The organism is Rhodococcus mengyinensis, from assembly GCF_048381435.1.
Lineage (GTDB): Bacteria > Actinomycetota > Actinomycetes > Mycobacteriales > Mycobacteriaceae > Rhodococcus_F > Rhodococcus_F opacus_D.
In genome coordinates, this window is sequence record NZ_JBLWIT010000068.1 from 1 (window position 1) to 8,641 (window position 8,641).

The following is an 8,641-nucleotide window of genomic DNA, read 5'->3' on the forward strand; positions in this document are numbered from 1 at the left end:
CCGATGCCGAAGCCGAGGGAGCCGTGGCGTTCGATGAGTTCGAAGAACACGGTGGGGCGGTCGACGAGGGGTTTGGTGAAGATCTGCAGCAGGTAGCCGTCCTCGTCGCGGTCGACGAGGATGCCGCGTTTCTGCAGTTCGGCGATCGGGGCGCGGACGTTGCCGATCCGGGCCCGCAGGTCGGGGTCCTCGTAGTAGGAGTCGGGGGTGGCCAGGAATTCGACGCCCTCGGCGGTGAGCTGGTCGACGGCGGTGAGGATGTCATTGGTGGCCAGCGCCAGGTGCTGGGCGCCGGGACCGCGGTAGAAGTCGAGGTATTCGTCGATCTGCGAGCGTTTCTTGGCGAGGGCGGGTTCGTTGAGGGGGAACTTGACCCGGTGGTTGCCGTTGGAGACGACCTTGGACATCAGGGCGGAGTAGTCGGTGGCGATGTCCTCGCCGACGAACTCGGCCATGTTCGTAAAGCCCATGACTCGGTTGTAGAAGTCGACCCAGTGGTCCATCTTGCCGAGTTCGACGTTGCCGACGACGTGGTCGAGGGCCTGGAACAGCCGCTTGGGGGCGCCGTCCCGTTTGGTGTGCGACGACGCCCGCGAGGTGTAGCCGGGCAGGTAGGGGCCGGTGTAGTTGCTGCGGTCGACGAGGGTGTGGCGGGTGTCGCCGTAGGTGGCGATCGCGGCGAGGCGGACGGTGCCGTGCTCGTCGGTCACCTCGTGCGGTTCGTCGAGGACGGTGGCGCCCTGGGCGCGGGCGTGGGCGATGCACTTGTCGACGTCGGGGACGGCGAGGGCGATGTCGACGACGCCGTCGCCGTGGGTGCGGTGGTGCTCGATCAGGGGGCTGTCCGGGTTCACGGCGCCTTTGATGACGAAGCGGACGGCGCCGGATTCGAGGACGAAACTGTGGTGGTCGCGGTTGCCGGTGGTGGGTCCGGAGTAGGCGACGAGGGTCATCCCGAACGCGGACTGGAAGTAGTGGGCGGTCTGGGTGGCGTTGCCGACCACCCAGACGACGGCGTCCCAGCCGCTGACCGGGAACGGGTCGCGGGTGCCGTCGTACTCGACGAGCCCGACCAGTTGCTCGAGCTGGCCGAGGTCGAGACCTGCCAGGCGTTCCTTGTCGGTGAGAGTCTGCTCGATCGTCATCGCTGTCTTCCTGGTTCGAGGGACGGGGTATGGCTTGTTGCCTGGGTCACTACGAAAACCCACCCCGCCCACATAGGCAACCGGGCCAGCAGAAGCTAGCCACAGTGCCATCTTCGGCGACCCCGGAACCACTTTTCTTATACAGTCGGACTAGTTGAATCCGCCCGGAGAGGTCTGGCCATGAAGGACGCAGTGCAGTTGGACGAGCTCGACTTCGCCCTTCTCGACGCCATGCACGACGACCCGAAGGCCGGCGTGCTGGAGCTGTCGCGCCGGATCAAGGTCGCGCGGGCCACCGTTCAGGCGCGGGTGCGCAAACTCGAGGAGTCGGGCGTGATCGCCGGGTACGAGCCGCGTCTCGACATCGCGGCCGCGGGGTTCGACGTGCAGGCGTTCGTCACGCTGGAGACGGCGCAGGGCGCGCTCGACTCCGTGACGTCGGAACTGGAGTCGATTCCCGGCGTGCTCGAGGCCTTCGCGACCACCGGTTCGGGCGACATCCTGTGCCGCATCGCGGCGGGTTCCCACCTCGGGCTGCAGCAGACGCTGATCGATCTGAACAAGTCGAGCGTCGTCGCCCGGTCCACCAGCGTGATGGTGCTGTCGGTGATCGTCCCGTACCGGTCGATGCCTCTCCTGCGGACCCTCGACCGGCCGCGCTCGGCGAAGGCCCCGGCCTATCGCACAACGCCCGCCGAACCGGATTAGCAACGCGATCATCGGTTCTGCTGCACAAACTGAATAGAAAATCCTGGAACTTCTTTCTCGGTGATGTTCATCGTGGCTACGTGCCGCCCGGCCGGTTGCGGCGCACGAGTGGTGCCCGACACAGTGATCGCCGTAACAGCGCGGGCAGCGGTCGGGAACACCGACCGGGTCGCCCCGAGCCCCCGGCAGTCGAGAAACCGAGAGAAGCCATGAAGAATCTGCTCACCCGATTCGAAGAGAAGGCCCCCGAGATCGTCTTCGAGTGGCACGACACGGAGACCTCCGCACGCGGATGGACGGTGATCAACTCGCTGCGTGGCGGCGCTGCCGGCGGCGGCACCCGGATGCGTCGCGGTCTCGACCGGCGCGAGGTGGAGTCGCTCGCGAAGACCATGGAGGTCAAGTTCACCGTCTCGGGTCCGGCCATCGGCGGCGCGAAGTCGGGCATCGACTTCGACCCGACCGACCCGCGCAAGGACGAGGTGCTGCGACGCTGGTTCAAGGCCGTGACCCCGCTCCTCAAGGCGTACTACGGCACCGGCGGCGACCTGAACGTCGACGAGATGGCCGAGGTCGTGCCGATCACCGAGAGCTACGGCCTGTGGCATCCGCAGGAAGGCGTCGTCAACGGGCACTTCGCGGCCAGCGATCGTGAGCGGGTGCAGCGGGTCGGACAGCTGCGCCTGGGTGTCGCGAAGGTCGTCGAGGATGCGCGGTTCACTCCCGATCCGCACGCGAAGTACACGGTGTCCGACCTGATCACGGGCTGGGGTGTCGCCGAATCGGTGCGGCACTACTACCGGATCTACGGCGGCGAACTGGCCGGCAAGCGCGTGATCATGCAGGGCTGGGGCAACGTCGGCGCCACCGCCGCGTACTACCTGGCGCAGTCCGGGGCCCGGATCGTCGGCATCCTCGACCGCAACGGTGGGCTGTCGAACACCGACGGCTACGACTTCGAGCAGATCCGCGCGCTGTTCCTGGCCAAGGAGGGCAACGAACTGCGCTCGGCAGGCACGGTGCCGTTCGAGGAGATCAACGAGACGATCTGGAGTTCCGGCGCCGAGATCTTCCTGCCCTGCGCCGCATCACGTCTCGTGACCCGCGACCAGGTGGACCGGCTGATCGCCGGTGGCCTGGAGGTGGTGGCGAGCGGAGCCAACGTGCCGTTCGCGGACGACGAGATCTTCTACGGCCCCATCTACGAGTACGCCGACAAGAGTGTGGCCGTCGTCCCCGACTTCATCGCCAACTGCGGTATGGCCCGGGCGTTCGCGCTGCTGATGGAGGGCGACATCGAGGTGTCGGACGAGGCGATCTTCGGTGACGTCTCCGCCACCGTCGCGACGGCGCTCGAGCGGTGCTTCGCGCGTTCGTCGCAGCCGACCGGAATCGCCGGTACCGCGTTCGAGATCGCACTCGATCAGCTCGTCTGACGGCCGGGAGCCCCCATGAACACCGTGCACGACCCACCGAAATCCTCTGGCCTGCAGCAGGCGATGAAACCACGCCAGCTGGTGATGATGAGCCTGGGCGGCGCGATCGGCGCCGGACTGTTCGTCGGCTCCGGTGCCGGCATCGCCGTCGCCGGGCCCGCCGTGCTCGTCTCCTTCCTCATCGCCGGATTCCTCGTCGTCCTCGTGATGCGGATGATGGGCGAGATGGTGGCCGCCGACCCCGACAGCGGCGCGTTTTCCGTCCACGCCGAGAACGCGATGGGCCCGGTCGCCGGCCGGACGATCGGCTGGCTCTACTGGGTGCAGGTCGTCATCGTGGTGGCCGCGGAAGCGACCGCGGCGGCGGCGATCACCGCCGCCTCCATACCCGCAGTGCCGCAATGGGCGGCAGCCCTCGCGTACATGAGTGTGCTGACCGCCGTGAACCTGGCGGGCGTCTCCCGTTTCGGCGAGTTCGAATTCTGGTTCGCCGCACTGAAGATCGTCGCGATCGTCGCGTTCCTGGCGGTCGGTTCCGCGATGATCCTCGGCTGGATTCCCAGCTTCGACGCGCCCGGCCTGTCGAACCTCACCGGTCACGGCGGGTTCGCCCCCAACGGTATCACCGGCATCGCGGCCGGCCTGCTGATCGTGGTCTTCGCGTTCGGCGGCACCGAGGTGATGGCCATCGCGGCCGCCGAGACGTCGGAACCGCGACGCAACGTGAGCCGGGCGGTGCGGTCCATCGTGTGGCGGATCCTGGTGTTCTACGTCGGTTCCGTCCTCATCATGGTGGCGGTGCTGCCGTGGACCGCCGACGAACTCGCGACGGGACCGTTCGTCGCGGTCCTGAACGCCGCGCACGTGCCCGGAGCCGGCGCCGTCATGACCGTCGTCGTGGTCATCGCATTGCTGTCGTCGCTGAACGCCATGCTGTTCAGTGGCTCCCGGATGATCTACTCGCTGTCCGAGCGTGGGGCGGCGGCGAAGGTGTTCGGCCGGGTGTCGGGCAACGGCGTTCCCCGCGTGGCGGTGCTGGCGTCGGTGACGTTCGGGTTCGTCACCGTCGTCCTCAACTACCTGGCCCCGGATCGTGTTCTGCCGCTGCTGCTCAACGCGGTCGGCTCGACGATCCTGGTGCTCTGGACGTTCGTCACCGTCTCGCAGATCGTGTTGCGGCGGCGCGCCGAGAAGTCGGGCCGGACGGATCTGCCGCTGAAGATGTGGGGCTTCCCGTATCTGTCGTACGTCGCCCTCGCGCTTCTGGCCGCAGTCGCGGTGCTGGCGTTGTTCGACGACGCGGCACGCAACCAGCTGTTCGCGACGCTCACGTTCACGTGTGCGATCACACTGGCCTGCTGGGTGCTCGGACGCAGGCAACGCGGTGCGGCCGCCGACACCACGCCGGAGAAGACGCCCGAGACCGTCGGCTGAGACGACATTGCGGTCTCACGGATGTCGAGGGGTCATCCGTGGGGCCGCGGCGGTCTCCCGCTGAGCGGACACCTTCCGGTCACCGCACGTCCCCGCGGCCTACCGTCGGCTGCACAGACGAAGGGCCGGGAATGACCACACATCCAGACGTTTTCACTCCAGCCACGCTGGGCCCCATCACGTTACGCAATCGGGTCATCAAGTCGGCCACGTTCGAGGGCCGCACTCCCGAAGCACTGGTCACCGACGAACTGATCGAATTCCACCGCCGACCCGCGGCGGGTGGGGTCGGGATGTCGACGGTGGCCTACTGCGCCGTGGCACCGGAGGGTCGCACCGAACGCGGGCAGTTGTGGATGCGCCCGGACGCCGTGCCCGGGCTGCGCAGGCTCACCGACGCCATCCACGCCGAGGGTGCGGCCGCATCCGCCCAACTCGGGCACGCCGGACCCGTCGCGAACGAGAAGTCCACCGGACTGCCGGCGCTCGCACCCTCTAGGTCGTTCAACCCGCTCAGCATGCGGATGATCCGCAGCGCCACCACCGCAGACATCACCCGGATCACCGCCGCCCACGGAACCGCGGCGCGGCTCGCCGTCGAGTCCGGATTCGACGCCGTCGAGATCCACTTCGGCCACAACTACTTCGCCAGTGCGTTTCTCAGCCCGAAGCTGAACCGTCGCACCGATTCCTACGGCGGATCACTCGAGAACCGGGCCAGGGTGGTGCGGGACGTCGCCCGGACCGTGCGCGACGCCGTCGGCGGCCGGGTCGCGATCCTCGCCAAGCTGAACATGGACGACGGCGTCCCCGGCGGGTTCTGGCTGGACGAGGCCATCCAGGTGGCCAGACTGCTGGAGCACGACGGCAGCGTCGACGCCCTCGAACTCACTATGGGCAGTTCACTTCTCAACCCGATGTACCTGTTCAAGGGTGACGCGCCGGTGCGGGAGTTCGCGGCCGCCATGCCGCAGCCGGTCCGCCTCGGCGTGCAACTGCTCGGGAAGTCGATGATCCACGCCTACCCGTACCGCGACCTGTTCATGCTCGAGCACGCACGCCAGATCCGTGCGGCGGTGACCTTGCCGCTCGTCTTGCTCGGCGGAGTCACCGACCGGGCGGGAATGGACACCGCCATGGCCGAGGGCTTCGAATTCGTCGCCATGGCCCGGGCGCTGCTGCGCGAACCCGACCTGGTGAACCGCATCCGGTCCGAGTCCCACACCCAGTCGTTGTGCATCCACTGCAACAAGTGCATGCCCACGATCTTCAGCGGAGCGCGCTGCGTGCTCGTCGAGTGATCACCAGCTCGTCTGCGCCAGAACCGCATCCAGCGCCGCGTAGCTCTCGTTCATGCCACTTTCCATACCGGACTGCAGCATGCCGTCGCGCTCTTCGGGAGTGTGGAACTGACTGACCACGGACAGCTTGGTGCGTCCGTCGCCGAGGTCGGTGTAGGTGTTGTTCTCGACGATGACGTGGCCGGGCATGCCGTCCCACTCGAACGTGTACACCAGGCGCTCTTCCGGGGTGATGTCCCGGAATCTGCCCTCGAAGCCGTGGGTTTCGCCGTCCGAATGTTCGACGAAGCGCCAGTGCCCGCCGCGCTCGAATTCCCAGCGCTCGAGGTCGAGTTCGTTTCCGCGGCCCCACCACTGGGCGAGCAGTTCCGGTCTCGTGAATGCGGCCCACACGCGGTCGCGGGGAGCGTTGAAGATGCGTTCGACGTGGATCTCCCGGTCCGTCGGCGTCGAGACGGTCGCGGTCGTGGGGGTCTGCGAGGTGCTCATGACGTGCCTTCCGTTCGATTGAGGAATTCGTCCAGACGGTCCAGGCGCCCTTCGAGCGACAGCTGGTAGTCGCGGATCCAGGCCACCTCACGCTCGAGGGAATTGGTCCCCAACATGCAGTACCGCACCCGGCCACGTTTCTCGGTCACGACCATCCCCGCCTCTTCGAGCAGTCGCACGTGTTTCTTGATGCCGGTGAGCGTCATCTCGAAGAGTTCGGCCAGGTCACTGATCGAGCAGGCGCCCTCGCCGAGCCGACGGAGGATCCCACGTCGCGTGGGGTCTGCCAGTGCGGCGAACGTGGCGTCGAGAATCGGATACTGAACCATAGAGTTCAGTGTTGCACGCGCGTGGCGCTCCGTCAACGGTTTCGGTACGAATCGGTAGCGGTCCGGACACCCGCGTGCCGCAGAGGTGGACGTCCGAATCCGTCGGTGCACGTCCGCGCCGGAGAGAGGCGGGAATGACATCACGCACCCTTCCTCACGGCCCGATGAGGTGTTCACCCATGGGCCCGTTGCGCTCACCTGTGGGCCCGCGGTCCGACTCGGACGCGGTGTTCTCACCCAGCGAGGGTGCCGTGCTGGAACGGTATCCGGGCGGGTAGTCCAAGTCGGACAGGGTGATCGTGCGCCGGCACCCGCTGGGGCTTTCGGTGTGCAGGAGGTCGTCGGCATACGCTACGGCGCGCGCGCATCGAGATAGGTAGAGAGCGGCGCTGTTGGTGCGTGCTGTCCTTCGGTGTCGCGTCGCTGGCGAGCCTCGTCGGCACCGGAGCATCGATCGACCAGCGCCTGCTCACGCTTACCTCAGTGCCGCTTGGGGCCTGTCCTTCGGCGGAGCTGCCAGCCTGCTGCAGATCGCAATGTCGCGCGTCGCCGGCACCGCTGTCGATTCCGCTCATCGGTCATGGTCACCGGTGCCATTTTTGTTCGTGGACGCCACAACGCCTTCCCACCTTGCACACCCATGACGGACGCTGACCACAATGCTCACTGGACGCCCGGTTGTACGCTTCGCGGGCTGGGATCATCCCGCCTCGTTCGACCGCCTCCGCGTCTCCTCGAGGCGTTGCCGCTGCCGGACCCCGTACGCCGCCTCCTTGACGGCGGCGTCGTCCTCGAGACCCGACCCGAGCGCCCCACCGATGGTGGCAATGGACGCCAGCAGCCAGGTGAGCGTCAGGTAATCGGAGAAGTTCACCGCGCGCCCGAGAATGCGGGACAGCAGTTCCGGGGGAAGAGCGAGGCACGTGGTGAACAGCAGCAGGCCGAACAGCGCCACGTGCAGCACGATGACGCCGATGACGCCGATGACCAGGGTGACTACGGTCGCGGTGTTGTACAGCACCGAACGATCACGCTCCTCCGGCGACTTCGGCCGCTCCCACAGTTCGTGATCGAGGATCAGCCACAGAATCATCGCCACGATCGACAGGACCGTCGCCGCACTCATACGCCATGGGCCCATCGTGTCCGCGAACAACCAGATCGTCTCGGTGGCCAGGGCGATCGCACCCGTGGCGAACGCGCCGACGAGCACCTTCGACAGTCCGGTGACCAGTCGCCACGGCCGGTTGACCCGCACCATCCCCGACAGCAGTCGCAGTCGCCGCAGTCCCGCGGGCGCGAAGTACCGGATACCGTCCTCAATCTGCACAGACGGGAACCGCCGCGCCGCGCCGGGGGGCTTGAGTTCCGGTTCCCCGAGGATGCGGGCGATCGCGAGTTCGGTGACGGTGCGGACGCGGCGCTCGATGTTGACGCCGCCCACTCCGGCGACGGAGATGAGCGCGAATTTGTGGTCGGCGCTGACTTCGGCCACCACGGGTAGGGTGTCCTCGCGTCGCGGCAGATCGGTGAGGTACACGACGATGTCTTCCTCTTCGGAGGACGGATCGACTGTGTCGATGACATCAGCGAAGTCTGCTTGCTCGTCGGGCAGGTACGGTTTGCGGCGTACGCACGTCGTCCACCGGCGCCCGACCCGGTCAGAGCTGCGCAGGCGTTCCGGCAGGTACTCCGCAATGCGTTCGGCAACAGCCGCAGGTTTGCCCGGATCCGCGATGAACAGCACCGAGGCCTGCTCACCCGCGGCACCGGAGCGCCCTTCCTGCAAATGCTCGTTC

General features: G+C 67.1%; 8 protein-coding genes. 4 read left to right on the forward strand and 4 right to left on the reverse strand.

Going from position 1 to position 8,641, the window contains the following annotated elements:
- Nucleotides 1-1,145 (reverse strand): 4-hydroxyphenylpyruvate dioxygenase (gene hppD, locus ACNJ7E_RS13655; RefSeq protein WP_418340118.1); only part of this gene is annotated, 1,145 nt, incomplete at its 3' end.
- Between the two features lie 180 nt (nt 1,146-1,325).
- On the opposite strand from hppD, the gene ACNJ7E_RS13660 reads away from it, so the two are divergent.
- From ACNJ7E_RS13660 to ACNJ7E_RS13675, 4 genes are all read left to right on the forward strand, one after another.
- The gene (locus ACNJ7E_RS13660) at nt 1,326-1,853 is read left to right on the forward strand and encodes an Lrp/AsnC family transcriptional regulator (RefSeq protein WP_011595710.1); all 528 of its coding nucleotides are present in this window, start codon (nt 1,326-1,328) and stop codon (nt 1,851-1,853) included.
- Between the two features lie 209 nt (nt 1,854-2,062).
- Nucleotides 2,063-3,289, forward strand: a complete 1,227-nt coding sequence (locus ACNJ7E_RS13665) for a Glu/Leu/Phe/Val dehydrogenase dimerization domain-containing protein (protein WP_418340119.1) — start codon at nt 2,063-2,065, stop codon at nt 3,287-3,289.
- Between the two features lie 15 nt (nt 3,290-3,304).
- Nucleotides 3,305-4,723, forward strand: coding sequence for an amino acid permease (locus ACNJ7E_RS13670; RefSeq protein ID WP_280779616.1), 1,419 nt, complete (start codon nt 3,305-3,307; stop codon nt 4,721-4,723).
- A gap of 131 nt (nt 4,724-4,854) precedes the next feature.
- On the forward strand, nt 4,855-6,024 hold the full coding sequence (locus tag ACNJ7E_RS13675) for an NADH:flavin oxidoreductase (RefSeq protein WP_280779615.1): 1,170 nt from the start codon (nt 4,855-4,857) through the stop codon (nt 6,022-6,024).
- Here the strand turns inward: ACNJ7E_RS13675 and ACNJ7E_RS13680 are convergent, their stop codons facing one another.
- The 3 genes from ACNJ7E_RS13680 to ACNJ7E_RS13690 all read right to left on the reverse strand — a co-directional run.
- Nucleotides 6,025-6,513 (reverse strand): SRPBCC family protein, encoded by a 489-nt coding sequence (locus tag ACNJ7E_RS13680; RefSeq protein ID WP_280779614.1) that lies wholly within the window; start codon nt 6,511-6,513, stop codon nt 6,025-6,027.
- On the reverse strand, nt 6,510-6,842 hold the full coding sequence (locus tag ACNJ7E_RS13685; RefSeq protein ID WP_280779613.1) for an ArsR/SmtB family transcription factor: 333 nt from the start codon (nt 6,840-6,842) through the stop codon (nt 6,510-6,512). The genes ACNJ7E_RS13680 and ACNJ7E_RS13685 overlap by 4 nt, the downstream gene beginning before the upstream one ends.
- A gap of 700 nt (nt 6,843-7,542) precedes the next feature.
- On the reverse strand, nt 7,543-8,641 hold a 1,099-nt coding region (locus ACNJ7E_RS13690; RefSeq protein WP_418340120.1), incomplete at its 5' end, for a hypothetical protein.

What these genes read in the sequence shown, in the direction of transcription:
- ACNJ7E_RS13660 (WP_011595710.1), top strand. Translation starts at nt 1,326, where the DNA reads ATGAAGGACGCAGTGCAGTTGGACGAGCTCGACTTCGCCCTTCTCGAC.
- ACNJ7E_RS13665 (WP_418340119.1), top strand. Translation starts at nt 2,063, where the DNA reads ATGAAGAATCTGCTCACCCGATTCGAAGAGAAGGCCCCCGAGATCGTC.
- ACNJ7E_RS13670 (WP_280779616.1), top strand. Translation starts at nt 3,305, where the DNA reads ATGAACACCGTGCACGACCCACCGAAATCCTCTGGCCTGCAGCAGGCG.
- ACNJ7E_RS13675 (WP_280779615.1), top strand. Translation starts at nt 4,855, where the DNA reads ATGACCACACATCCAGACGTTTTCACTCCAGCCACGCTGGGCCCCATC.
- ACNJ7E_RS13680 (WP_280779614.1), bottom strand. Translation starts at nt 6,513, where the DNA reads ATGAGCACCTCGCAGACCCCCACGACCGCGACCGTCTCGACGCCGACG.
- ACNJ7E_RS13685 (WP_280779613.1), bottom strand. Translation starts at nt 6,842, where the DNA reads ATGGTTCAGTATCCGATTCTCGACGCCACGTTCGCCGCACTGGCAGAC.